Genomic DNA, 23,266 nt, shown 5'->3' with positions numbered 1-23,266 from the left:
AGTGATGGTTTAATGCCGGTGATGGTTTAATGAAAGTCCCTGGACCGGGTGGACAGGGCATCCAGACGGTGGCTGAGATCTTCCAGGCGACCGGCGATCACGTGAGTGACTTCACCTTCCCGCTCCAGAATCCCGTGGACTTTCAATAGCCGGGCGGTCAGGTAGGCCTGTTTTTGGGCGCGGGCCGTTGCCAGCCAGACCACGACATTGCTGTTGCCGGTATCGTCTTCCAGGGTGATGAAGGTGACTCCGGCGGCGGTGCCGGGACTCTGTCGTCCGGTTACCACACCGGCGACGGCCACCATGGACTTGTGCTCCCGGGTGCACAAGTCCTTGGCCCGGGTAAAGCGACCGATAGCGCCAGCCTCATCCAGAAGAGTGATCGGATGACGATTCAGGGTCAGCCCGGTGCTTGCATAATCCTCCACCAGGTTGTCCAACTCACTTGGAGCTGTCAGATAGTCCGCCTCGGGTTCGGCCGCCTTGTCTGGTTCATCAAGATGGGCAAACAAAGGCAGTGAATGACTTTGGTCCATCAGTGCCCAGCGGGTCTGGTAGCGGTTATCACTGAGGTCATGCAGGGCATTAGCACTGGCCAGCGCTTCGAGGTCCCGCTGACTGAAACCGTCGGCTTTCAGTTGCGACACCTGTTGAAAACGGCGTTCTTCGCTCTGGCGGGGCTGTGCCACAAGCTGAGTCATGCCAGCCTCAGAGAGGCCTTTGACCAATCGGAAACCGAGCCGAATGGCCCAACCCTGATCGGTCTTTTCGAGGCCGTGATCCCGCTCCGAACGATTCACACAGACCGGTCGCACCTCCAACCCGTGACGGCGGGCGTCCTGGATCAACTGCGACGGTGAATAGAAGCCCATGGGGTGGCTGTTCAGCAGTGCGGTGTAGAACGCTTCGGGGTAGTGGTGTTTCAGCCACGCCGAGGCATAGGCGAGTAGGGCAAAGCTGGCGGAGTGGGATTCGGGAAAACCGTATTCGCCAAAGCCGCAAATCTGTTGATAGATACGCTCTGCGTACTCGTTGGTGTAGCCCCGGGCCACCATGCCATCGACCAGTTTGTCGTGAAACTTTTCCAGCTCACCGGTTTTCTTCCAGGCCGCCATGGCGCGCCGCAACTGATCGGCTTCCCCGCCGGTGAATCCGGCGGCCACCATGGCCAGTTGGATGACCTGCTCCTGAAAAATCGGTACCCCCAGAGTGCGCTCCAGAACGCCTCTGACTTCCTCGGAGGGGTAGTCCACGACCTCTTCTTTATTGCGGCGTTTCAGATAGGGATGGACCATGCCGCCCTGAATCGGACCGGGCCGGACAATGGCAATCTGGATCACCAGATCGTAATAGCAGGCCGGCTTCAGGCGTGGCAGCATGGACATCTGAGCCCGGGATTCAATCTGAAACAGTCCCACCGTATCGGCTTTCTGAATCAACCGGTAAACCGCCGGGTCGTCCATGGCGCCGGTCAGCTCGGAAAGGCTCAGTGAGCGGCCCCAGTGCTGGCGGACCAGATCAAAACTTTTACGCAGGGCGGTGAGCATGCCCAATGCCAGAACATCCACCTTCAGCAGTCCGAGGGTTTCTATGTCATCTTTGTCCCACTGGATGACCGTGCGCTCGGTCATGGCGGCATTTTCGATGGGGACCAGCTCGTAGAGCGGGCCGGAGGAAATGACAAAGCCCCCCACATGTTGCGACAGGTGGCGGGGAAAACCGCGCAGCTCATTGACCAACTGCACCAGTTGCTGGGCGGTTCCGGATTCCGGGTCCAGCCCTATATCGCTTACCTGTTGCTCCCACTGGTTGTCCCGGTCCCGCCGGTTAACGTTGCGAATCAGGAAGTCCAGGTGGGATTCACCGATACCGAGCGCCTTACCCACATCCCGCAGCGCACTTTTGAACCGGTAGCGGATAACGGTGGCGGCCAGGGCTGCCCGGGGGCGTCCGTATTTTTCATAAATGTACTGGATCACTTCTTCGCGCCGTTCGTGCTCGAAGTCCACATCAATGTCCGGCGGTTCATTGCGCTCTTTGGACAGAAAACGCTCAAACAGAACTTTGATGTGCCTCGGGTCGACAGCGGTGATTTCCAGGCAGTAACAGACCACCGAGTTGGCGGCTGAGCCCCGCCCCTGGTAGAGGATACCGCGCCGTTGTGCGAACACCACCAGGTCGTGGATGGTCAGGAAGAAGTGCGCGTAGCCGAGGCTGTCGATCAGATCCAGTTCCTTGTCGATCGTCGCTCGGACCGTTTCGTCGGGCCCTTCGGGAAACCGTTTCTGAACGCCCTGTTCCACCAGCTCACACAGATAAGAGAAGGGCGTTTGCCCCGGGGGGACGAGTTCCGCCGGGTACTCGTAACGCAGCTCGCCCAGATCAAAGGTACAGCGCTCGGCGATATGGCAGGTTTCGGCCAGCCACTCGGGCTTGAACAGTTTTTCCAGTTTGGCGTGACTGCGCAGGCTCCGTTCGGCATTGGGGCAGAGCTTGCGGCCGGCCTTGGCAACGGTGGTGCCCAGCCGAATGGCGGTGAGCACCTGTTGTAGGGGCAGCCGCTCGGCCCGGTGCATCAGCACTTCACCGCAGGCGCACAAGGGCACAGCCAGATCCTGACCAAGCTGCTCGCAGTGGGCCATCATCCGGTGCTCCCGGTGCGTCAGATGGCGCCGCACGCCCAGCCAGAGCCGGCCCTCGTGGTGTTTTTTCAGCCACTGGCCCCAGCGCTGGTCCAGTGTGCTATCGCCGCAAGGCAGCCATAACAACAACCCGTGCTGGATGGATTTCAGATCCCACTTCTCCAGTTGGTACTGTCCTTTGGGGCTTCGCCGTCGGGCGTTACTGATGATCCGGCAAAGCTCGGCATAGGCCTGGCGGGTCGGGCAGAGCAGCACCAGGTCCAGGCCGGGGGGCAGGCGCAACCGACTGCCGACGATCAGGCGGGTCTCTGAGCCCAGCCGGCGGTGCTCGGCGTAGGCGCGCACCACACCGGCCACCGAACACTCGTCGGTCAGCGCCAGGGCCCGGTAGCCCAGTTCGTCGGCCCGGTTCATCAGTTCTTCAGGATGAGAGGCGCCCTCCAGGAAGGAGAAATTGCTCTGGCAGACGAGTTCGGCATAGCTCATGGTTACACTTCAATCAAATACTGTTTGTACGTACAGTAATCTGGTGTGTAAAAAGATGCAAGTGATCCAGTGACACCGCGTAGCCGCCAGCGCGGGAATGTAAGATTCTGTAACAACCGTGTACCTTTGCAGGCCTCTGTTGTAAGCTTTGCCCACATCTAAAGAGCCCACCCCCGCGTATCCGTTCGGCTACAGGGTTCAACAGAGCTTTTCCAGGGTTTCACTGAATGCTCCGGTGCCGGCAAACCAGGCTCCGGAACAGGCTACGTTTCAGAGTCCAGATACCTTCGCGACGCGCGATTCAGGAGTAGAGGGAGCACACGCATGACCAAACGAATGATCATAATGTTGGTGGCTGTAAGCATTGCTTTCGGTCTCATCTTTGGCTGGAAGGCGTTCGGCAATTACATGATGGGCCAGTATTTTGCCAATATGCCGGAGCAGGCCATTGCCACCACCGCCTCTGAGGTTGAGGCTTTGACCTGGAGCCGTTCAACAACGGCCGTGGGGTCGTTCAGAGCGGTGAATGGCGCACAGCTGACTACCGAAGTGGGTGGGATTGTCACCGAAGTACACTTTGAGAATGGTGAACCGGTGGAAGAGGGTCAACTACTGGTATCCCTGGATACTGAGACTGATCGAGCCGAACTCAAGCGCCTTGAAGCCGCGGAGCGGTTGGCGTCACTGGATTTGCAGCGCTATCAGCGGTTATTTGAGGAGGGCAACAGTTCCGAGTCGGAATTGCAGCGACGGCAGAGTGAAGCGCAGCAGGCTCAGGCCTCGCTGGAGGCACAGAAGGCCCGTATTCGTCAGAAAATGATCCGTGCGCCTTTTGCAGGGTTGTCGGGTATACGTCAGGTGAATGTCGGTCAGTATGTGTCGGCGGGCAGTCCGGTGGTGGCGGTCCAGGCGCTGGATCCCATTTATCTGCAGTTCACTTTGCCTGCCCGAGAGCTTGCCACGGTTTCTGTACAGCAGCCAGTGAGTGTTCGTGTGGATGCTTACAGCAATGACACATTCACAGGTGAAGTAACGGCCATTGAGCCTTCAATCAACGAAGCCACTCGCAGCTTTACGGTCCAGGCGACGCTGGAAAATCCAGAGCAGAAGCTGCGTCCGGGAATGTTTGGTCGGGTATCGCTGACCATGGGGGAGCCTCGAGAAGTGAAAGTGCTGCCCCAAACAGCAGTACAGTTCGATCCCTATGGTAATTCCGTGTACGTCGTTTACTCTGATGAGGAAGATAAAACTCGCGTCAAGCGTCGTTTCATCAAAACTGGCGAACAACGAGGAGATCTCGTAGAGGTTGTCGATGGGCTGGCGGTCGGTGAGCAAATCGCTACCTCAGGGCTGCTCAAGTTGAGCAACAATGCCTTGGTGAATATCAATGATGACCCCGCATTGCAGCCATCGTCTGAACAGAGCCCTGACACTGTTAACGAATAATAGGCCAGCCTTAAGGAGAGCTACACAATGCGGTTTACAGATGCATTTATCCGCAAGCCAGTGCTGGCGACAGTGGTCAGCCTGTTTTTACTGTTACTGGGCGCGCGTGCCGGATTTGATCTCAATGTTCGCCAATTCCCGGAAATCAAGAACGCGGTGGTTACCGTGTCGACGACCTATATTGGCGCCGATGCCGACCTGATCCAGGGCTTTATCACCAAGCCCATGGAGCGGGAAGTGGCCGCGGCGGAAGGGATCGACTACGTCAAATCCACCTCTTCGGCCGGAGTGAGCAGCGTCCAGGCCTTTCTGCGCCTGGATTATGACCCGAATGAGGCCTTGACCCAGATTGCCGCTCAGGTCAACGCGCTGCGTTCACAACTGCCAGAGAATGCCGAAGATCCGGTCGTAACCCTGTCAGTGGGGCAGGATACGGCCGCCATGTATCTGTCCTTTTATAGTGATCTTCTGGATAACAACCAGATTACCGACTACCTGGTGCGGGTGGTCGAACCACAGCTGGCGACCATTCAGGGGGTACAGCGTGCCCGAATACTGGGTGCCCGGACGTTTGCGATGCGCATCTGGCTCGATCCGCAGCAGATGGCGGCTTTTGGGCTGACCGGGTCGGAAGTATCGACTGCACTGCGGGCCAACAACGTGCTGGCCGCACTGGGTCGAACCAAAGGGCAGATGGTGGCGATTGACCTGAATGCCGGTACTGATTTGCGCAGTGTAGAAGCATTTGAAAACCTGGTGGTCAGCTCCAATGGCGACAGCATTGTGCGGCTGCGGGATGTGGCAAAGGTAGAGCTCGGGGCCGAGAGCTACGACTCATCGGTCAGTTTCAATGGTGAAGCGGCGACCTTCATCGGCATTGAAATTTCCCCGGACTCCAACGCGCTAGATGTGATTGCCCGGGTGCGCGACGTCTGGGATGACGATATTATTCCTGAGCTACCAGAGGGGTTGAGCGCCGATATTCCCTACGATTCCACAGAGTATATCGAGAGCGCGATTGACGAGGTGGTCATCACCATTGTTCTCGCACTGATCATTGTGGTGTTGGTGATTTACGCCTTTCTCGGGTCGGTGCGCAGTGTCATCGTGCCGGCTGTGGCTGTACCGCTTTCCTTGGTGGGCACTTTCTTCCTTATGTGGATTCTGGGTTTCTCCATTAACCTGTTGACACTGTTGGCCATGGTGCTGGCGATCGGTATCGTCGTGGACGACGCGATCATCATGCTGGAGAACATTCAGCGTCACGTGGAAGAGGGCATGTCACGTCTGGATGCGTCCCTGCTGGGCGCCCAGCAACTGGCCTGGCCCATTGTGGCCATGTCCACGACACTGGTGGCGGTGTTTATTCCTTTGGGCTTTGTGGGTGGCCTGACAGGAGTGCTGTTCGTTGAATTTGCCTTTACCCTGGCGTCAACGGTGGTGCTCTCAGGGGTCGTGGCGCTCACACTGTCGCCGATGATGTGCTCGAAGATTTTGCGCTCAAGGGACGCAGGTGGTGAGCGTCCAAAGCTGGAAGTCTGGCTGGACGATCGTTTTGAGAAGTTACGCGGGCGTTACCAGCGCACACTTCACGGCACTCTGAACAGCATGCCAGTGGTTCTGGTATTTGCCGCCATCATTCTTGTGTCCTGTTATTTCCTGTTCGTTTCCAGTCGGGCCGAGCTTGAGCCGGCGGAGGATCAAGGGTTTGTCTTTTCCCAGGCGACCGCTGACGCCTACGCTACTCTCGACTATCTGGAAATCAATACCCGGCATATTGAACAATTGATGGAAGATATTCCCGAGCTGGAAAATCTGTTTATCATCAATGGCACCAGTGGCACTAATGTCGGCATTGCGGGTTTTGTTATGGCGCCCTGGGACCAGCGGGAGCGCAGTACGGACGAGATTCTGCAGAACGATATACAACCGTTCCTGAATAATCTGCCGGGCGTGAATGTGTTTGCTACCGTGCCGCCTTCTCTGCCTTCACCGGGGGGCGGTGGTCCGCCCATCCAGTTTGTGGTCGGCTCAACCCAGCCCTACCAGGTGATGGACGAAGTGGTCGATGAGATCGTCCAGCAGGCCCAACAAAGCGGTAAGTTCATCTTTATTGACAGCGACCTGAAGATTGACCGCCCTCGTGAAACAGTGGAAATTGATCGCGAGAAAGCCGCGCTGATGGGGGTCGATATGCAGCGGGCGGCTGCGGACCTCGGCAGCTTGACCGGCGGCGGCTATGTGGGTCGTTTCTCACTGGATAACCGCTCTTACCGGGTTATTCCCCAGGTTGAACGATCTGAACGGTTGAATCCGAGTCAGCTGGAGGACTATTACACGCGTAACCGCGAAGGGGAGCTGGTACCGCTCTCATCGCTGGTAACACTGGAGTCTTCGGTTCAGCCTCGGTCACTAAACGGCTTTCAGCAGTTGAACGCGGTTACCATCAGTGGCGTACCGATGCCGGGCGTCGCGTTCGGGGATGCCTTGGGCGAGCTTGATCGTATTGCGTCTGAAGTTATGCCTGAAGGCTTCAGTGTTGATTATGCCGGTCAATCGAGGCAGCTCAAGCAAGAAGGGCAGCAACTGGTGGTTACCTTCTTCTTTGCGCTATTGGTGATTTTCCTGGTATTGGCGGCTCAGTTCGAGTCGTTCCGGGATAGCCTGATTATCATGGTCACCGTGCCGATGAGTATTTGTGGCGCCCTTATCTTCATTAGCATAGGGCTGACCAGTATCAATATTTACACTCAGGTTGGGCTGCTGGCGCTGATTGGTCTGATTGCCAAACACGGCATTCTGATCGTTGAGTTTGCCAATCAGCTTCAACAGGAAGGCAGGAACAAACGCGACGCAATCGAGGAAGCGACATCGATTCGTTTGCGGCCTATTCTGATGACTACCGCCGCAACCGTCCTGGGTATGGTGCCGCTGCTGATTGCGACGGGAGCAGGCGCTGGATCCCGCTTCGCGATGGGACTCGTGATCGCCAGCGGTATGACCATCGGGACGCTGTTTACGCTGTTTGTCATCCCGGCTGTCTACCTGTGGATGGCGCGTGATTACCATGGTGAAGCGGATCCCGCTTGAGCCTTCCCGCTCTTTGGGGCTCGGTGGTAAATTAACCACTGTGCCCCAAAGCTCTCTAAAGCGATTTTGTCTTTGCTAGGCAAAATACCCCTGTAAAAACCATCCCGGACGGTTCGGTTCCCGAAACGCCCAGCACCATTGCCCTTGGGCATTGCGCACGATGTAATAGTCCCGGACCTGGGGCTCACCGTCCCACCATCCGGTGGTAATCCGCTCGGGCCCCTCGATGATTTCAAGGGGCTGCGAGTACACCTGTGGATCCGCTAACAGAAAAGCCGGGCGCAAGGCCGGAGGCGCGGGCTGAGCTGCGTCGTCGCTGCGTCGTTTGGAGGGGGGCTTCGACGACTCAAGAGGACAGGATTCGATATTGGCGCGCAGCGGTCTGAAATCCTCCGCCACCCTCAGGCTCCGGACCCGGTCTGCCCCCAGCCTTGCCTGAAGCAGGGCCACCAGTTGGGCGGGCGCCATCGCGGCGCCGTGACGCTCATTGAGCAGGTCTTCGGATTGGCCGGGGCGGGGCAGCAGCGTGCGAGCGGTCAGGGTCAAACCGCACACGGGGGCTTCCAGAGGGTGGCGCTCCAGGGTCAGCTGGACCAGGGGCTGCCAGCGCTCTGCCCGGGATTCACCCCGGGCGGCGCCGATGGTCAGAGACAGTGGGTCCAGGTTGCGCAGTTGCAGGGCCAGTTCAACTCGCTCGACCACACGGTCCCGGTGATGGAGAAAGGCTTCCAGCTCGTCGAGCAACCGCTTAACCCAGGGGGCCAACTGGTCGCTGGATTCCAGTTCGCTGGGAAGCTCCCGGTGCTGACGGAAGTAGTCCGGCGGCTGATAAAAGGGCAGGGGGTGCGGCAAGTGGCCGACGAGTCGCCCCACATACTCGGCCAGTGGTCGGTCAAAGCGTCGGGACAGGTCCTTGGGGGGAATGACCAGCAACCCATCCAGGGTTTTGATACCGAGCCGTTGCAGGTGGGTCTGAGTCTGTTCAGGCAGTTCGGTAGCGCTGAGCGGGCAGTCCCGGATGACCTGCCGGAGCTTTTCCGGGCATGGGTCCAGCGGCACTTCCGGTGAATGAGCCAACAGCTTGGCGGCCAGCGGGGTAAAACCGGAAGCCACCTGCATCGACAGCTTTCGGCAGCTCAAAAAATGCTTTATTTTTTTGCAATAGTTGTCGAATCCATTATGGTATTTAACCATCCTTGAGGCCCCAAGCCAGAGTCCACAGGGAGGGTCCGGCGATATGTCCCCCGAGATATCGTAGAGCCCGTGAGCCAGTTCCTCCAGGCGGCGGATCTCAAGGGCGCTCTGGTACGGCAATAATTGCACGTCCCGGCAGAGTGCTGCGGCGGTTGCCAGGCCCATTCCCAGGGTAATGCCTTCCCGGGAAGCCGGTTCATTCATCTGCACCACCCGATTGTCCCGCTCATCCACAACCGCCACCGGGCCAGGGTCGTCCGGCGCCTGGGTATCCAGTTGCAGTCGAGGCAGCCAGAGGTAGAGCCAGAGCATGTCAAATGGCCTCGGCACCGGGTTGGACTTGGGGGCTTGAGGGTGCCCGACCCGAATGAACCTGGGGGCGGGTCAGCTCTGGCCAGTGTTCTGTCATGATGACTGTGAAGGGAGCCAGTGGCCGCCCTTGCCGGCGGCGACGCACCTCGACCCGGACACCCTGCGCAGCCGGACTCAGCACCAGGTGCAAGTCGATGGGTAACTGGGGCAAGTCCAACGCCGGGGGCGCAAACAGAAACAGGGTCGACTGGCCAGCACGGGCGGCCAGTTGCAGCCGGCGGGCCTGGATGGTCTGCAATCGCTGCGTCAGCCACAGACAACTGCTGTCACAACTGCCACTTTTCAGGCTCTGCTCGGTTGCCCAGAGCGCAGCTTGTGTGCTGTCGGGGTGCAGAACCAGCAGCTTCTCCTGTGCCACACCACCACCGAGCCAGGCTTCCACCCCGATCCGGTAAGGCGGGGTAATCAGTACCGTCAGTCGGGATTGTTGCTCCATGGACGGCCACAGGAGTCGCAGTTCACCAATGCCTGGGGGCGTTTGAATCATGACTACCCCGGCACCGGGCAGCCCGCCCAGTCGGGCATCCAGCTCTGGCCAACCGCTGGCCCGCGCTTCCAGCGGGCGGGCGGCGTCGCGTCCGCGCCAGACCAGGCGTCGTTGCTTGAGTTGCTCCAGATCGGGATTCAAGGATACCTCACAGATAAAAATATACTGTATATAAAAACAGTATAGGCTCGGCAGGGCCGAACTGTAAACCATCGGGGCGGCTGAGAATCCACTATGAGTCTGTTAGGATGCGGCTTTCTGAACAGCACACCAAACCAATTACAGGAGCCTCGTTGAATGAAGCCGTTACTGGGTCACTTATTGTGGATCTCATCGCTACTGATGCCAGCCGCTGCATTGGCCGTCGCGACTCCCGGTGATCCAGCGCCGGCATTCCGTGCTAACGATGCCGCCGGCCAGTCCCATACGCTCACCGACTATATCGGCAATTGGATTGTGCTGGAGTGGTTTCATCCGGGGTGTGAAGCGGTTGAAAACCATTATGACAGTGGCAACTTGCCCCGTTTGCAGGAGCGCTACCGAGAGCAGGGGGTCAAATGGCTCACCATCATCTCCTCGGCGCCAGGGCCAGACAATGTGATTGAAGCCGAAGAAGCGTTGGCACTGGAGGATACCCACGACTTGCGATCCAGTGCGCCGGTGCTGTTGGATGACACCAGTGTGGTCGCGAGGGCCTATGGTGTGAGTAAAGCACCACAGATTTATATCATTGATCCACATGGCACCCTGGTATATAGCGGTGCTCCGGATGACAGCGATGGCGCAAGCCCGGAAGCCATTGAAGCCGCCACGAGTCATATTGAGGCCGCTCTGGAAGCCGGTCTGGCAGGGGAAGCGGTTGAAACGCCCCGTACAGAGGCCTATGGTTGCGAGCTGGATCTGGACATTTGATGCCAATAAAGCCCGCCCGTGGGGTCAGAGTGCCATTTCGGTTATAATGGTCGGCCGAACATTCAAGTCAACGAGGAGCTTCTATGAAAATTGTACGTGTGCAAGACATTATCGGTAGTGAACGCGAAGTCAGCGCACAGCAGTGGACCAGCCGTCGTCTGTTGTTGAAAAAGGACGGAATGGGTTTCTCCTTTCATGAAACCATCATCAAGGCAGGCTCCGAGCACACGTTCTGGTACAAGCACCATCTGGAAGCGGTTTACTGTGTGGCCGGCAATGGCTCCATTACTGATCTGGCCACGGGCGAAACCCATGAAATCACCGATGGCACCCTGTACGCGCTGGATAAGCACGACAAGCACATCCTGCGTGGTGGCACTGAAGATATGCGTCTGATCTGCACCTTCAACCCGCCGGTCACCGGTCGTGAAGTGCACGACGAAGACGGCGCCTACCTGCCCGATACCAGCGAAGACTGAAATATTGTCCGGGGTGGGCACGGCCCGCCCCGACTCCTCTCCGGCCGTTCCCGCGCCGGTACCCCGTCAATCCGGTGTTACTCTGAGTACCTTCCCCTCCGGACTGTCCGTCAAAAGATACACGGCCCCGTCCGGGCCGACCCGAACGTCCCGAATGCGTGCTTTCAGCTCGCCAAACAGCGGTTCCTGCTCAGTGATCACGCCATCGGTGAACGTCAGCCGATGCACTTGCCGTGACGCCAGGCCACCCACCAGTAAGCTGCCCTCCCACTCGGGAAATAAGGTGCCGGTATAACGCGTCAAGCCCGAAGGCGCGATGGATGGCGCCCAGTGCCAGAGCGGCGGGCGTATGCCGGGCCACTGTGTGTAGGGTGAGACCCGCGCTCCGGTGTAATCCAGCCCATGGGTCACCGCCGGCCAGCCGTAGTTTTCTCCGGGCGCCAATATATTGAGCTCATCGCCACCTTTGGGGCCGTGCTCATGGCTGAACAGCGTGCCGGAGGTGGCATCAAAGAACAGCCCCTGCACATTGCGGTGCCCCAGGGTGTAGAGCTCCGGGGCGGCCCCTGTCTGACTCCGAAACGGGTTGTCGGCCGGCACCGAACCGTCGGGGTTGAGCCGCACGGTACCGCCCAGGTGATTGCTCACATTTTGCGCCTGTTCGCGATAGTCAAAGCCGTCCCCCAATGTCATCACCAGGGTGCCATCGTCCAGCCAAGCCAGGCGGCCACCGAAGTGGGCGGATGCGGTTTTGGCGGGCCGGGTCCGGAAAATTTCCTCGATCTCCCGCAGGGCCGAATCCTGCCACCGGGCTCGGGCCAGACAGGTATGGTTGGCGCTGTGGGTGCCGCAGGCGTAGCTCAGATACAGGCGATGACTGTGCTCGAAATCCTGTGCCAGGAGAACGTCAAACAATCCGGACTGACCCTGGGCATAGACCTCGGGAATGCCCGAAATGGGGGCGTGCAGATGACCCTGAGCGTCGATATGGCGCAGGCGCCCCGGGCGCTCAGTCACCAGCAGCCCGCCTTCCGGGAGAAACGCCACGGACCAGGGGTGTTCGAGGTCTTGGGCCACGGTTTCTATCCGGTAGTCTGCCGACTCACTGGCTGAAGAGGGGTCGGGAAGCAGGCAGAGCGCACCGACAAGCACAAGGACCGCGGATGTGGCCAAGGGCGATCGTACCGGCTGGGTCGAGCGGTAGGGGCGCCAGCGGGCAAACAGCCAGCCGGCCAGTGCGGCGCAGGCCAGCAAAGCGAGAGTACCCGAAGCAGACCGGGTGGCCGCAATCAATGTCGGCATGGGCGCAAGAGCATCGACCAGTTTCAGGGTGACCGCCAGTCCCAGAGCCGCGCCCAGAGCACAAAGCAGGGGGTGCCAGAGGGGGGAAAGCCAGCGATTGATCAGTAGGGCGACGGGTTGTGAGACCAGAAAACTGCCGCCAAACAGTGCGGCGAATACCGGACCAAAGAACAGCAGATCCTGTGCGCTGGTCACCAGGCGCACATCCAGCGGAACGGGAAAGCCCATGGATTGAATGGCCAGCAGATTGAATTGCGTTTGAACCAGACTGCCCAGCAGTGTGCCCACGAGCAGGGCCGCGATAAACGCGAGCAGCCATCTGGACCAGGAAGGGAGTGATGTTGGCATGGTCACCTCTGTGCAATGAAGCCGAGAGTGTACCATTCAGGCGTTCTGCTTTTTATCCTCCAGCGCCAGCTCATAAATCCGCTCGTACTCGGCGGCGCTTCTATCCCAGGAGTAATCGCCACTCATGGCATTGCGCTGCCGTTGTTGCCAGGCCTCGGGGTCCTGATAGAGCGCGAGAGCACGCTTGAGCGCAACGCGCAAGGCGTCGACAGTCGCGGGCTCGAAACAGAAGCCATTGGCCGTCAACGGGTCGTCGCCATCAATCACGGTATCTTTCAGTCCTCCCACGGCATGCACAAGGGGCAGGGTGCCATACCGCAGGCTGTACATCTGGTTCAGCCCACAGGGTTCAAACAGGGAGGGCATCAGAAACACATCGACACCGGCTTCAATACGGTGCGCCAGGGTTTCGTTGTAACCGAGGGTGACCGACAGCTGTTCGGGGTAATCTTTCGCTAACGCGGCAAAAGCCTGCTCATAGGCTTTGACGCCCGAGCCCAACAGGGCGATCTGCACATCGCCCCGGGCCAACAGCTCCGGCAGGGTTGCCAGCAGCAGGTCCAGTCCTTTCTGTTCCACCAGGCGTCCAATAAAGCCCAGCAGTAAAGTATCCGGCTTGTCAGCCAACCCCAACTCGGTGCACAAGGCCTTTTTATTATCGGCCTTTCGGGCCAGTCTCCGTCGGTCGTAAGGCGCGGCGAGACTGGCGTCCCGGGCGGGGTTCCACTCCTGGGTATCGATGCCATTGATAATGCCACTCAAAACTTCCTGCCGGGCTCGCAAGAGGCCGTCGAGGCCGCAGCCCAGCTCGGGAGTCTGGATCTCCTGAGCATAGCTGGGACTGACGGTGGTCAGCCGTTGGGCGAATACCAACCCGGCCTTGATAAACGACAGTTGTCCGTAAAATTCCAGAAAGTCCGGTTGCCACAACCAGGGTTCCAACCCAAGCCGGTGCATTGTCTGGTAATCAAACAACCCGTGATAGGCGAGGTTGTGAATGGTGAATACCGTGGTGGGCGCGGACGCTTCCCGCGCCAGCAGCTGGCAGACCATCCCGCCCTGCCAGTCATTGGCGTGCACCAGATCGGCCTTCCAGTTGATCCCGGCCCGGCCCATGGCCAGTTCGGTGGCAGCTCGGCAGAGGGTATAAAAGCGCTGGTCATTGTCCGGCCAATCGACGCCCTCCGGCGTCACATAGGGATTACCCTCGCGCTCGGAAAAGGCCGGAATATCCACCAGCCAGACCGTTACCCGGGTGCCGGGTAGACGCGTCTGCCAGAGTTTCACCGGGGTTCCGTCAAGGTCGATCTGTCCGCGCGAGCTGAGGGGTGGCGCCTTGTCGTCCGAGCGCAACCGGGCGAGCACAGATTGATACGCGGGTAGTACCAGGCGCAGCGAGTGCCCCCGTTTGATCAGCGCGCGGGGCAGGGCACCGGCAACGTCGGCAAGCCCGCCGGTTTTGAACAGGGGGAAGGCCTCGCTGGCCAGAAACAGAATATTCATGTCCGGTCGATATCGAGAATGATGGCGCCCAGAGGCGGCAGGGTCAGTTCAATGGAGTAGGGTCGATTCATCCACGGGCGATCTTCGGTTTCCAGTGGCAATGGGTTACCGACATTGCTGCCGCCGTAGTAGGTGGAGTCCGAATTAAACACTTCCCGGTAGCGCCCCGCGCTGGGAACGCCGAGGCGATAGCCCTCCCGCGGCGTCGGCGTGAAATTCAGGATGACCACGAGAAAGCCATCGTCGCTCGCCCGAAGGTAACTGATGACCGACTGGGGACTGTCGTGACAATCGATCCACTCGAAGCCGTCGCTGCGGAAGCTGCGCTGGTGCAACTCGGTGCGGGTTTTATAAAGTTGGTTCAGATCGGACAGGGCCGTTTTTACGCCCTGGTGGGGTTCAAGGTCCAGTAACAACCAGTCCAGCTCACCGTGGTGAGCCCACTCTTTCCATTGGCCGAACTCGCAACCCATGAACAGGAGCTTGGTACCCGGGTAAGTCCATTGATAGGCGTAGAGCAGACGCAGGTTGGCAAAGCGCTGCCAGTCATCGCCGGGCATTTTGGTGAGCATGCTGCCTTTGCCATGGACCACTTCGTCATGGGAGAACGGCAGCATGAAATTCTCGGTAAACGCGTAAATCAGCCCGAAGGTCAATTGGTCGTGATGGTAGTGACGATAGATCGGATCACGGCTCATGTAGAGCAGGGTGTCGTGCATCCAGCCCATATTCCACTTCATGGAAAAACCCAGTCCGCCCACCCAGGTGGGTCGTGTGACCTGAGGCCAGGCCGTGGACTCCTCCGCCAGAACCAAGGCGCCGGGGTGCTCACCATGACAGAGCTCATTGAGCTGGCGGAGAAAATCAATGGCTTCAAGATTCTCATTACCACCATAGCGGTTGGGCAGCCAGTCACCCTCTTCCCGGGAGTAATCCAGATAGAGCATGGACGCCACCGCATCGACTCGCAGACCGTCGATATGAAATTCTTTCAGCCAATAAAGCGCATTGGCCAACAGAAAGTTGCGCACTTCGTTGCGGCCGTAGTTGTAAATCAGTGTGCCCCAGTCCCGGTGCTCGCCTTTGCGGGGGTCTTCATGTTCATACAATGCGGTGCCATCGTAGCGGGCCAGGGCGTGCTCATCTTTCGGAAAATGGGCGGGCACCCAGTCCAACAGAACCCCGATACCGGACTGGTGAAGGTGATCGACAAAGTACCGGAAATCATCCGGCGAACCAAACCGGCTGGTCGGGGCAAAGTAACCGGTGGTCTGGTAGCCCCAGGAATCATCCAGAGGGTGCTCGGTAATGGGCAGAAGCTCGACGTGAGTAAACCCTAAAGGCTTGACGTAATCCACTAACTGGTGCGCCAGAGTCCGGTAATTGATGAATCCACCGTTTTCCGTTCGGCGCCAGGAACTCAGATGCACTTCGTACACCGACAGTGGGGCGTTTTGCCAATCCCATTGGCGTCGCTGCGTCAGCCATTTCTGATCCTGCCACTGATACTCTGAGGGAGCGGTTACCAGAGCGGCGGTTTTAGGACGAACCTCAAACGCCTGACCGTAGGGATCCGTCTTCATCTGGATGTGACCGGAGTGCCGGTTGCGGATTGAATACTTGTAGAGGGTGCTGGGCTCCAGCCCGGGAATGAACAGCTCCCAAACACCGCTGCCTCCGCGCACCCGCATGGGATGAAGCCGGTCATCCCAGTGGTTGAAATCACCCACAACGCTGACCCGCTCTGCCGCCGGCGCCCAGGTGGCGAATAACACGCCGGCCACGCCGTCGACGGTGCGCGGGTGTGCTCCCAGAACCTCGTACACCTGCCAGTGCCGTCCTTCGCCAAACAGGTGCAGATCCATATCGCCCACTTGTGGCGCGAAGGTGTAAGGGTAGTGCGCGGTATGGGTGCAGTTGTGGTGGTCCTGCCATTCGACTTCCGGGTGTTCGGGTAACTGTGTTGCCTTCCCTTGCCACGACCAGAAGTCTGACTCCGCTTCTTTGGTTAAAGTCAGCTTGCCTTTAACCCCGTTGAGAGAAGCCTGGCTTGCCTGGGGTAAAAACGCGCGAAACAGAAGGGTATCCGGCTTTCCCGGTACCGGGTGTCGACCCAGTACCTGAAAGGGATCGTGGTGTCGTGCCTGAGCCAGGCGTTGGCTGGCTTCCTTCAGAGCAGTCGCTGGCATGGGAGAGGACTCACAGCATGTATGTCGTTAAAGCGTAATAGGGATGGCGTTATATTACCAGTGGTTTGTGACCTTTCTGTTGGGTTGCTTTTGCCGCCACAATTCGCGGAACAAATTGATCTTGAACAAGCAGACCCGCTCGTTTTGAGACTACACTTAGTAAGCAACTTGAACGGTAACTTCGAGGGGCCAATGGATTGCCTGAACAGTTTGGTGGCGATGGGAATCCTTGGCACTGTTATTGCTGACTATGATAATGCGGGCACTTTATTCGTTGATCGAATAACAGGCGCTCCGCTCGCTTTGGGGATTCATTATGCTTACGTCGACATCGGGCCGTTTTGTCAGCCGTCTTACTCGGGAAACCCTGGCCATCGTTCTGGCCGGCGGGAGGGGCTCCCGACTTCATGAGTTGACCAACTGGCGCGCCAAGCCGGCGGTCCACTATGGCGGTAAGTTCCGCATCATTGATTTCCCCTTGTCGAACTGCGTGAATTCGGGCATCCGTCGAATCAGTGTGTTGACCCAATACAAATCCCACTCACTCGATCGGCACATACAACGTGGCTGGGGGTTCCTTGGTGGCGAACTCGGAGAGTTTGTTGAGCTGCTGCCCGCGCAGCAGCGCATGGGGGAAAGCTGGTATGCCGGCACGGCCGACGCCGTGTGGCAGAACCTGGATATTATCCGGCGTCATAACCCCGCCTATGTATTGATTCTGGCGGGCGACCACGTTTACAAGATGGACTACGGCACCATGCTGGCGGCCCATGTGGAGCGCGAGGCGGACATTACGGTGGGCTGCATTGAGGTGCCGCTGGAGCAGGCCAGCGCGTTTGGCGTGATGAATATCGACACCGACAACCGGATCACCAAATTTCAGGAAAAACCCCGAAACCCGGAACCCATGCCCGGCTCTGACGATCAGGCCCTGGCGTCCATGGGGATCTATGTTTTCAACACCGAAGTGCTGTTCCGGGAGCTTCTCAATGATCAGAACCTGCCCGGCTCCTCCCATGACTTCGGCAAGGACATTATTCCTTCCTTAATGAAAAGCCACCGGGTCATGGCGTTTCCATTCCGCGACCCGATTACCGGCGGTAAGGCCTATTGGCGGGATGTGGGCACCATCGACTCACTCTGGGAAGCCAACCTGGAGCTGACCGGCATTACGCCGGAACTGGATCTCTACGACTCGGAATGGCCCATCTGGACCTATCAGGAACAGGTGCCTCCGGCCAAGTTCGTCTTTGACGACGAAGGGCGCCGCGGCAACGCTGTGGACTCCATGATTGCCGGTGGCTGTATTGTGTCCGGAGCCCAGGTGCACCATTCGTTGCTGTTTCCCCGGGTGCGGGTTCACTCCTATTCCGAGATTACCGACTCGGTGCTGTTCCCACGGGTGGATGTTGGCCGGAACTGCCGGATTCGACGCGCCTTGATTGATCGGGGCTGCCAGATTCCACCCGGAACGGTGATCGGTTTCGACCCGGAAGAGGACAAAAAGCGCTTCCATGTGTCGAGCAAAGGCGTTGTGATGGTCACCCCGGAAATGCTTGATGAGGCATACCCCCATGTGTTCTGACAGTGTCAAACCCCGGGTTAAAGTGGTGTTCTGCTGGCATATGCACCAGCCGGATTACCGGGACCGGTTGACCGGGGAATACTATTTTCCCTGGACCTATCTGCATGCGCTGAAAGATTACACCGACATGCTCGTGCATCTGGAGGACAATCCCAAAGCGCGGGCCGTGGTGAATTTTGCGCCCATCCTTCTGGAGCAGCTCGACGATTACCAGGCACAAGTGGACGACTATCTGGACAGAGGGACCAGCATCCGTGACCCCATGCTCGCGGCACTGGTTCAGGAGCAATTGCCGGAACCGGGTAGTGAGGACTATGAGACGCTGGCACAGAACTGTTTGCGAGCACACCGGGACCGGATGATCGAGCGTTTTCCGGCCTACAAATTTCTGGTCCAGATTCTGGATCAGACCACCGACAGTCCGCAGCGCCAGTGTTATCTCAATCCCCAGTTCCTGATTGACTTGGTGGTCTGGTACCACCTTGCCTGGTTGGGTGAAAATCACCGGCGGGATGACCCGAGGGTTCAGACACTGCAGACCAAAGGCGGCGGTTTCAGCGATCAGGATCGTCGAACCCTGCTGTTGGTGATTGCCGAACAGTTACGGGCCATCAAACCCCGTTATCGGGCTCTGCGGGACGAAGGGCGAATTGAGGTGGCCATGAGCCCCTACGCTCACCCCATATTACCGCTGCTTCTGGATTTCAACAGCGCTCGGGAAGCCATGCCCGATGTGGTCCTGCCCGAGTCAGCCGGTTACCCCGGCGGAGAGGAGCGGGCTCACTGGCACCTCAAACAGGGGCTCGAGGTGTTCGAGGGTTACTTCGGATCACGCCCGAAGGGCTGTTGGGCATCGGAAGGGGCGCTCAGCGGGGAAACCCTCAAGCTGCTTACCGACGAAGGGTTTACCTGGACCGCCACGGGAGACTCCGTGTTGCACAACAGTCTGAAAAAAACCGCCAATGCCAAACAGGCTCCCAAGCACCTGCACCGCGCTTACACCTTCGACCAGCAACCGATCCGCTGTTTTTTCCGTGATGACGGCCTGTCCGATCTGATCGGCTTTCAATACTCCGACTGGCACGCCGAGGATGCCGTGGGCGATCTGATCAACCACCTGGTGCGCATCGCGGATGAAAGCGATAACCCGGATGCCTGTGTAATTTCCATCATCATGGATGGTGAAAACGCCTGGGAGTACTACCCGGAAAACGCCTGGTACTTTCTCGAAGCCCTCTACCGACGCATCAGCAGTCATCCACGGTTGGAGATGACGACTTACGAGTCGGCGCTGGAGGATACGAAACTGGACGCGGTGGCGCTCGATCATCTGGTCGCGGGAAGCTGGGTCTATGGCACCTTTTCCACCTGGATTGGCGATCGGGACAAGAACCGCGCCTGGGATATGCTCTGTGAAGCGAAAGCCGTTTACGACACGCATTGCGAGGGGCTGCCCGAGCCTGAACGGAAAGCCGCGCAGTTACAATTGGCGCAATGCGAAGGGTCCGACTGGTTCTGGTGGTTTGGTGATTACAACCCGTCCGAGAGTGTGCAGGACTTTGACTACCTTTACCGGCGCCATTTGACCAATCTGTACCGGTTGCTCAAACAGCCACCACCGGATTATTTGCAAAGCGCCTTCAGTCACGGCGGTGGCGCACCGGCCGCCGGCGGCGTCATGCGGCGCGGCCATGCGGAGGGCAGTACCTGATGGCCCTGCGCGATCTGCCGCACCCGTTGTTACAGCACCGCAGGGCCGGGGTGCTGCTGCACCCCACATCATTACCCGGCCCGGGAGAGCAGGGCACCTTGGGTGCCGACGCTTTCCGGTTTGTGGACTTTCTGTCCGAGTGTGGGTTTACCGTCTGGCAGATGTTGCCGGTAGGCCCCACCCACGCCAATCGTTCTCCTTATCAGACCCTGTCGATTCACGCGGGCAATCCGGCCCTTATTGACCTGGATGATCTGGTCAGTCGCAGTTGGTTGACGTCGGAACAACGACAGGCGCTTACCGGAGAGCAGGCGCGGCGGCAGGCGGCCGATACGTTCTTTGCGCAGTATGATCAGCATCCGGAGCAGGCCGAAGCTTACGAGCGTTTCTGTCACGACCAGCGCCAATGGCTGGATGATTACGCCCTGTTCATGGCGTTGCGCGATTGCTACCCGGGCGATGACTGGACGAAGTGGCCGGATGATATTCGCCTGCGCCGGGCACAGGGCATGGCGCGCATGCGTCGGGAGCTCAGTCAGAGCATTGAAGCGCGTCGGTTTGAGCAGTTTGTTTTTGACTGGCAGTGGCAAGCGCTGCGTCAGTACGCACGGGAGCGAGAGGTTGCACTGTTCGGTGATATGCCGATTTTTGTGGCTCATGACAGCGCCGATGTCTGGGCCAACCAGGACCTGTTCAAGCTGGACGCCGACGGTCAGCCCCTGAGTGTCGCCGGGGTGCCGCCGGACTACTTTTCCGAAGACGGACAGCACTGGGGCAATCCACATTACAACTGGGATGAAATGCAGGCCAACGGCTTTCGCTGGTGGCGCGAGCGACTGAACACGCAACTGCGTTGGTTCGATCTGATTCGACTGGATCATTTTCGGGGGCTGGAAGCCTTCTGGGAAATTCCGGCGGCAACCCCGCAGCCGCGACTGGGACGATGGGTCGAGGCGCCGGGACGGGCCCTGCTCAACAGCCTGTTCCGGGAACACAAGAACCTGCCCCTGGTGGCCGAAAACCTCGGCTTCATAACCCGAGCGGTCGAGGCCTTGCGCGAAGAGTTTCGTCTTCCCGGCATGGTGGTATTGCAGTTTGCCTTCGACGGCAATGCCGACAACCCTCATCTGCCCCATGCTTACGACCCTCACTCGGTCGTGTACACCGGAACTCACGACAACGACACCAGCCTGGGCTGGTATCAGCAGCAGCCTGAATCGGTTCGCACGCGCCTGATCGAGTACTGCCATCAAAGCCAGGAGCCCATGCCCCAACTGTTGGTGCAACTGGCACTATCTTCGGTGGCACGATTGGCCATCATTCCCTTTCAGGATTTACTCGGCCTCGGCTCCGAGCAGCGGATGAACCGGCCGGGTACCGAGGACGGCAATTGGCGCTGGCGTTTTGTCTGGCCCCAGGTGCCGCCGAGCCTGAATGAGTCGATCCATCATTGGTTAACGCTTTACGGGCGGCAACCCAATTTACCCTTGCAACCATCAAGATCATGAGGTAACCCATGGAGCATCGATGCAGTCGACGAGTCTCACTCAATATCAACACACTGATCTACAAGCACGGTGTACCGGTGGCGATGGGGCGAATCAAAAACGGTAGCAGTCACGGTCTCTATCTGGAAACCGACTACCAGAACGTGCGTGAGCTGCAGAAACTGGAGCTGGAAGTACTGCTGGGGGATCGCGTCAAGGGTAATCGGCGCTGTTGCGTAGCCGCTCTGGTGGTGCGTAAATCCATGACGGGCGTGGGTCTGGAAATGGAGATGCTCGAAGAGCATGGTGCCAAACCCCTGCGAGAGTTTATCGAGCAACGTCAGCGTGACCCTCACCGCATGAATCGGGACCTGTTGGCCAATACCGCCGCGCGCGCCGCGCAACTGGCGCCCGATGAATCATCCCCAGCACGTCGTCCGGTTCGCCACTCCTAATATTGTCGAGTAGACTGACCCTCGCTATCAAAGCTACAATCTTCTGATAAACGGAGTCAGTCTGCCTTCCCAGGCTTATGTGCCTGCCTCCCCAAGATGGCTGAAGCCCAGCAGGGAGGATTGCCGTGATTCGATTCAAACCACCTGTAGTCCATTTATGTCGCCTGACAACACTGGTGGTCTCATTGTGGCCGGCATTGGTATTCGCCAGTCTGCAAAGTGGGCTGGCTCATTATGAGGCCGGACGTTACGAGTCTGCCTACCTTGCCTTCAGGCATGCTGCCGAGCGGGGCGACCACCAGGCGCAGTTGAATATCGGCGTCATGTATTTGAAAGGACAGCATGTCGAGCGGGATTTGGTGGAAGGCTACGCTTGGATGGCCCTTTCTGCCCAAAGTGCCCCACTGTCTGAAAACGGCACCCATGAACAGGTGCTCAGCCTCTTGAGTGGTGTGCAAAGGAGGGCAGCCGTTGCGAGACAGCGGACATTAGAAAAATCCTTTGGCGATGAGGCCCTGCTGCAGAAAATGCAACCCGCTTTCGCCGAACGTGAGCCACCAAACCCTCATTACGCACCGGTGTATACCTATCCTTCACAGTATCCACGATCAGCTGCGCTTCGGGGGGAATAAGGCTGGGCTGAGTTCATATTCAGCATTGAAAAAGATGGAACCACGAGTGATCACCTGGTCTACTACAGCTCCCACAGCAGTTTTGTAGAGGCTGCTCTGGAGTCACTGCGGCGCTTCCGATATGAGCCGGTCACGGTGGATGGGACACCAGTCACCGTGCACGGAGTGTCTTATCGATTTTTGTTTCAGTTGGATATCAACGGTGCAGACAATCAGCGTCGCGGAGTTATTGCAGACTCTCATTTAAGCAAACTCCGGGTACAGGCCGACGGTGGTGCAGCGCAAGATCAATACCTGTTCGCCTACCTGAGTCAGGTAGCACAGTCTTATGTCGGGGAGGAACAGCTCTCGAAGAGTAATCGGTCGAATCCGAACGGGTGGCTGATGAAGGCGGCCCGTCAGGGGCACGGTGATGCGAGTTTCTCTCTGGGTAGAAACACTCTTTACGGAGAGGGATGCGAGATAGATCGCCAAAAAAGCTACTATTGGCTGTGGCAGTCTGCCAACAAGGGTGTGATTGGTGCCCAATACTTATTGGCGTTGGAGTTGTTCAGTGGCGCCCATTTCACTCAGGACTCAGAACAGGCATTGTTCTGGTTGCGAGAGGCTGCAAAGCAACACCCAACCGCTCGGTTACGATATGCCTGGGTGTTGTCGACGCATCCAGACGAGGAGGTTCGGGACGGAACACTGGCTCACTCACTTTGGAGCAGTGTAGACGAGCGCTACTTTGATCGCCAGCGTTACTATATGACGGCCGCCGCCGTCGCGGCGGAGCAGGGCAATTTCAAACAGGCAGTACTCTGGCAGGAAAAAGTCATTGAAGATGCACAAGTACTACAGCTGCCCTTAACACAACGCGAGGCGCAACTGGCCATGTATGAGGCGGGCAAACCGCTCAGGGAAATGCCCTGAGCGGTTTGCGAGACCGCGAATCGATAGTCTG

16 protein-coding genes are annotated in these 23,266 nt (G+C 58.4%); 10 read left to right on the top strand and 6 right to left on the bottom strand.

Features of this window, described 5'->3' with window-relative positions:
• Positions 1–26 precede the first annotated feature (26 nt).
• Positions 27–3,128 (bottom strand): error-prone DNA polymerase, encoded by a 3,102-nt coding sequence (locus tag N645_RS0103915; protein ID WP_024460207.1) that lies wholly within the window; start codon positions 3,126–3,128, stop codon positions 27–29.
• A 324-nt stretch (positions 3,129–3,452) separates the two neighbouring features.
• On the opposite strand from N645_RS0103915, the gene N645_RS0103910 reads away from it, so the two are divergent.
• Together N645_RS0103910 and N645_RS0103905 are read left to right on the top strand one after the other, a co-directional pair.
• Positions 3,453–4,574 (top strand): efflux RND transporter periplasmic adaptor subunit, encoded by a 1,122-nt coding sequence (locus N645_RS0103910; RefSeq protein WP_024460206.1) that lies wholly within the window; start codon positions 3,453–3,455, stop codon positions 4,572–4,574.
• A 27-nt stretch (positions 4,575–4,601) separates the two neighbouring features.
• Positions 4,602–7,664, top strand: coding sequence for an efflux RND transporter permease subunit (locus tag N645_RS0103905; protein ID WP_024460205.1), 3,063 nt, complete (start codon positions 4,602–4,604; stop codon positions 7,662–7,664).
• A 75-nt stretch (positions 7,665–7,739) separates the two neighbouring features.
• On the opposite strand, the gene N645_RS0103900 is transcribed toward N645_RS0103905, so the two are convergent.
• On the bottom strand, positions 7,740–9,170 hold the full coding sequence (locus N645_RS0103900) for a DNA polymerase Y family protein (protein ID WP_024460204.1): 1,431 nt from the start codon (positions 9,168–9,170) through the stop codon (positions 7,740–7,742).
• A 1-nt stretch (position 9,171) separates the two neighbouring features.
• Entirely contained in the window at positions 9,172–9,858 is a 687-nt protein-coding gene (locus N645_RS0103895) for a hypothetical protein (protein ID WP_024460203.1), read from the bottom strand.
• Between the two features lie 156 nt (positions 9,859–10,014).
• Between N645_RS0103895 and N645_RS0103890 the strand changes: the two genes are divergently transcribed.
• Together N645_RS0103890 and N645_RS0103885 are read left to right on the top strand one after the other, a co-directional pair.
• On the top strand, positions 10,015–10,629 hold the full coding sequence (locus N645_RS0103890) for a redoxin domain-containing protein (protein ID WP_024460202.1): 615 nt from the start codon (positions 10,015–10,017) through the stop codon (positions 10,627–10,629).
• A gap of 83 nt (positions 10,630–10,712) precedes the next feature.
• Positions 10,713–11,108, top strand: coding sequence for an ectoine synthase (locus tag N645_RS0103885; RefSeq protein ID WP_024460201.1), 396 nt, complete (start codon positions 10,713–10,715; stop codon positions 11,106–11,108).
• Positions 11,109–11,174: 66 nt separating this feature from the next.
• Here the strand turns inward: N645_RS0103885 and N645_RS16600 are convergent, their stop codons facing one another.
• From N645_RS16600 to glgB, 3 genes are read right to left on the bottom strand one after another with little or no spacing between them, the layout of a single operon-like run.
• On the bottom strand, positions 11,175–12,758 hold the full coding sequence (locus N645_RS16600; protein ID WP_024460200.1) for a PQQ-dependent sugar dehydrogenase: 1,584 nt from the start codon (positions 12,756–12,758) through the stop codon (positions 11,175–11,177).
• 36 nt (positions 12,759–12,794) lie between these two features.
• The gene (gene glgA / locus N645_RS0103875; RefSeq protein ID WP_024460199.1) at positions 12,795–14,261 is read right to left on the bottom strand and encodes a glycogen synthase GlgA; all 1,467 of its coding nucleotides are present in this window, start codon (positions 14,259–14,261) and stop codon (positions 12,795–12,797) included.
• Entirely contained in the window at positions 14,258–16,450 is a 2,193-nt protein-coding gene (gene glgB / locus N645_RS0103870) for a 1,4-alpha-glucan branching protein GlgB (RefSeq protein ID WP_024460198.1), read from the bottom strand. The genes glgA and glgB overlap by 4 nt, the downstream gene beginning before the upstream one ends.
• Positions 16,451–16,766: 316 nt before the next feature.
• Here glgB and glgC point away from each other — a divergent pair, with 316 nt between their 5' ends.
• From glgC to N645_RS17380, 6 genes are all read left to right on the top strand, one after another.
• The gene (glgC, locus tag N645_RS0103860; protein ID WP_024460197.1) at positions 16,767–18,035 is read left to right on the top strand and encodes a glucose-1-phosphate adenylyltransferase; all 1,269 of its coding nucleotides are present in this window, start codon (positions 16,767–16,769) and stop codon (positions 18,033–18,035) included.
• Positions 18,025–19,746, top strand: a complete 1,722-nt coding sequence (locus N645_RS0103855) for a glycoside hydrolase family 57 protein (RefSeq protein WP_024460196.1) — start codon at positions 18,025–18,027, stop codon at positions 19,744–19,746. Before glgC ends, N645_RS0103855 begins: the two co-directional genes overlap by 11 nt.
• Positions 19,746–21,254 (top strand): 4-alpha-glucanotransferase, encoded by a 1,509-nt coding sequence (gene malQ / locus N645_RS0103850; protein WP_024460195.1) that lies wholly within the window; start codon positions 19,746–19,748, stop codon positions 21,252–21,254. Before N645_RS0103855 ends, malQ begins: the two co-directional genes overlap by 1 nt.
• Before the next feature lie 8 nt (positions 21,255–21,262).
• Positions 21,263–21,688: a hypothetical protein gene (locus N645_RS0103845; protein ID WP_024460194.1), complete on the top strand. Its 426-nt coding sequence runs from the start codon at positions 21,263–21,265 to the stop codon at positions 21,686–21,688.
• 125 nt (positions 21,689–21,813) lie between these two features.
• Entirely contained in the window at positions 21,814–22,320 is a 507-nt protein-coding gene (locus tag N645_RS17385; RefSeq protein WP_152521615.1) for a sel1 repeat family protein, read from the top strand.
• A gap of 15 nt (positions 22,321–22,335) precedes the next feature.
• Positions 22,336–23,235 (top strand): energy transducer TonB, encoded by a 900-nt coding sequence (locus N645_RS17380; protein ID WP_081665846.1) that lies wholly within the window; start codon positions 22,336–22,338, stop codon positions 23,233–23,235.
• Positions 23,236–23,266: the final 31 nt, after the last annotated feature.

It is taken from the genome of Marinimicrobium sp. LS-A18 (genome assembly GCF_000463525.1).
Classification (GTDB): Bacteria; Pseudomonadota; Gammaproteobacteria; order Pseudomonadales; family Cellvibrionaceae; genus Marinimicrobium; species Marinimicrobium koreense.
The sequence above is the reverse complement of the archived record's forward strand: the minus strand, read 5'-3'. Positions and strand labels throughout refer to the sequence as shown.

Bases quoted from the DNA above. Each gene is read 5' to 3' on its own strand.
- N645_RS0103915 (WP_024460207.1), bottom strand. From the start codon at position 3,128: ATGAGCTATGCCGAACTCGTCTGCCAGAGCAATTTCTCCTTCCTGGAG.
- N645_RS0103910 (WP_024460206.1), top strand. From the start codon at position 3,453: ATGACCAAACGAATGATCATAATGTTGGTGGCTGTAAGCATTGCTTTC.
- N645_RS0103905 (WP_024460205.1), top strand. From the start codon at position 4,602: ATGCGGTTTACAGATGCATTTATCCGCAAGCCAGTGCTGGCGACAGTG.
- N645_RS0103900 (WP_024460204.1), bottom strand. From the start codon at position 9,170: ATGCTCTGGCTCTACCTCTGGCTGCCTCGACTGCAACTGGATACCCAG.
- N645_RS0103890 (WP_024460202.1), top strand. From the start codon at position 10,015: ATGAAGCCGTTACTGGGTCACTTATTGTGGATCTCATCGCTACTGATG.
- N645_RS0103885 (WP_024460201.1), top strand. From the start codon at position 10,713: ATGAAAATTGTACGTGTGCAAGACATTATCGGTAGTGAACGCGAAGTC.
- N645_RS16600 (WP_024460200.1), bottom strand. From the start codon at position 12,758: ATGCCAACATCACTCCCTTCCTGGTCCAGATGGCTGCTCGCGTTTATC.
- glgA (WP_024460199.1), bottom strand. From the start codon at position 14,261: ATGAATATTCTGTTTCTGGCCAGCGAGGCCTTCCCCCTGTTCAAAACC.
- glgB (WP_024460198.1), bottom strand. From the start codon at position 16,450: ATGCCAGCGACTGCTCTGAAGGAAGCCAGCCAACGCCTGGCTCAGGCA.
- glgC (WP_024460197.1), top strand. From the start codon at position 16,767: ATGCTTACGTCGACATCGGGCCGTTTTGTCAGCCGTCTTACTCGGGAA.
- N645_RS0103855 (WP_024460196.1), top strand. From the start codon at position 18,025: ATGTGTTCTGACAGTGTCAAACCCCGGGTTAAAGTGGTGTTCTGCTGG.
- malQ (WP_024460195.1), top strand. From the start codon at position 19,746: ATGGCCCTGCGCGATCTGCCGCACCCGTTGTTACAGCACCGCAGGGCC.
- N645_RS0103845 (WP_024460194.1), top strand. From the start codon at position 21,263: ATGGAGCATCGATGCAGTCGACGAGTCTCACTCAATATCAACACACTG.